Source organism: Arthrobacter sp. GCM10027362 (assembly GCF_042679445.1).
Lineage (GTDB): Bacteria > Actinomycetota > Actinomycetes > Actinomycetales > Micrococcaceae > Crystallibacter.
Genome location: NZ_JBHTML010000452.1, coordinates 1 through 571 on the forward strand (window position 1 = coordinate 1; position 571 = coordinate 571).

Annotated in this window: 1 protein-coding gene; it reads right to left on the minus strand. The window is 75.7% G+C overall.

Going from position 1 to position 571, the window contains the following annotated elements:
* Window positions 1-571, minus strand: a 571-nt coding sequence (locus ACFQ36_RS23310) for an FAD-dependent monooxygenase (RefSeq protein WP_377018013.1), incomplete at both ends; no start/stop codon positions are given.

The window sequence follows — 571 nt, forward strand, 5'->3', positions numbered from 1 at the left end:
GGCGGCGCGGCGGCGGGAGCGCTCGAATTCCCGGAGCCGGGCGCCCGCGGGCTCCCCCCGCAGGGCTGCAGTGATGACCGGGGCCAGGGCGGCGGCGTCGAGCCAGCCGAGGTTCATGCCCTGGCCGCCGATCGGGCTGACGACATGTGCGGCGTCCCCGACCAGGGCTACGCGGCCGCGGACCAGATGCCGGGCCAGGGTGGAACGGACGGCGAAGGCACTGAGCATCGAGTTGCCGGAGACGTCCACCCCTACACCGGTGCGCTGCCGGATCAGTCCGGCCAGCTGCGCTGCCGAGGGTGCCGCCGCCAGCGAGGGGGTGCGGGCCACCCAGCGCCGCAGCCGGCCGGGCAGCGGAAAGGATTCGACGATCCCCTCCGGCTCGAGGTAGAGCACGCCCAGGTCCGTGTCCGCGGTGTCGTCCGGGAAGTCGCCCATCAGGTAGGTATCGGGGTAGCGGCGCGAGGACGTCCTGATGCCCAGTGCCGCGCGGACCGGGGAGTGCGCGCCGTCGGCGGCCACGGCGAGCCGGCCCCGGTACACGGCGCCGTCGTCGGCCCGCAGCGCCACG